Source organism: Streptomyces sp. NPDC057137 (genome assembly GCF_042670825.1).
Classification (GTDB): domain Bacteria; phylum Actinomycetota; class Actinomycetes; order Streptomycetales; family Streptomycetaceae; genus Streptomyces.
On record NZ_JBHUUW010000152.1, the window covers coordinates 1 to 1,158 of the forward strand.

Annotated in this window: 2 rRNA genes; both read right to left on the reverse strand. The window is 58.2% G+C overall.

What is annotated here, in order from left to right:
• Nucleotides 1-755, reverse strand: a 23S ribosomal RNA gene (locus ACFT9I_RS40310); the annotation flags it as partial.
• Nucleotides 756-1,073: 318 nt separating this feature from the next.
• A 16S ribosomal RNA gene (locus ACFT9I_RS40315) occupies nucleotides 1,074-1,158 on the reverse strand; the annotation flags it as partial.

The window sequence follows — 1,158 nt, forward strand, 5'->3', positions numbered from 1 at the left end:
CGCCCTGTTCGGACTCGCTTTCGCTACGGCTTCCCCACACGGGTTAACCTCGCAACACACCGCAAACTCGCAGGCTCATTCTTCAAAAGGCACGCAGTCACGACTGTATGTGCAAGCACATACAGCGACGCTCCCACGGCTTGTAGGCACACGGTTTCAGGTACTATTTCACTCCGCTCCCGCGGTACTTTTCACCATTCCCTCACGGTACTATCCGCTATCGGTCACCAGGGAATATTTAGGCTTAGCGGGTGGTCCCGCCAGATTCACACGGGATTTCTCGGGCCCCGTGCTACTTGGGAAATACGCAAGAGAGCCGTACAGATTTCAGCTACGGGGGTCTTACCCTCTACGCCGGACCTTTCGCATGTCCTTCGCCTACCTGTACGGTTTCTGACTCTCCGACCAGCCGGCAGACCAGTCAAGTGCACTCCCACAACCCCGCATGCGCAACCCCTGCCGGGTATCACACACATACGGTTTGGCCTCATCCGGTTTCGCTCGCCACTACTCCCGGAATCACGGTTGTTTTCTCTTCCTGAGGGTACTGAGATGTTTCACTTCCCCTCGTTCCCTCCACACTGCCTATGTGTTCAGCAGCGGGTGACAGCCCATGACGACTGCCGGGTTTCCCCATTCGGACACCCCCGGATCAAAGCTCGGTTGACAGCTCCCCGGGGCCTATCGCGGCCTCCCACGTCCTTCATCGGTTCCTGGTGCCAAGGCATCCACCGTGCGCCCTTAAAAACTTGGCCACAGATGCTCGCGTCCACTGTGCAGTTCTCAAACAACGACCAACCACCCGCCACCCCGCTGCCTACGCAACGAGTTCACCGGGGCCGGCATCCCGAAGACACAAACTACGAAACGCAGTCCGTACCCTCAGACACCCAACAGCGCGCCCGGCACCCCCAACCACCATGTTCCCGTTCCACGCCCCGAAGAGCAGTACTGGAAAACAAAGCAGCCAAGAGTGCCGAATAGTCAACGTTCCACCCATGAGCAACCAGCACCGAACATTCGCCGGTGTACTGGTCTCTGACCAAGCGAACTTGGTGAGAAGTGCTCCTTAGAAAGGAGGTGATCCAGCCGCACCTTCCGGTACGGCTACCTTGTTACGACTTCGTCCCAATCGCCAGTCCCACCTTCGACAGCTCC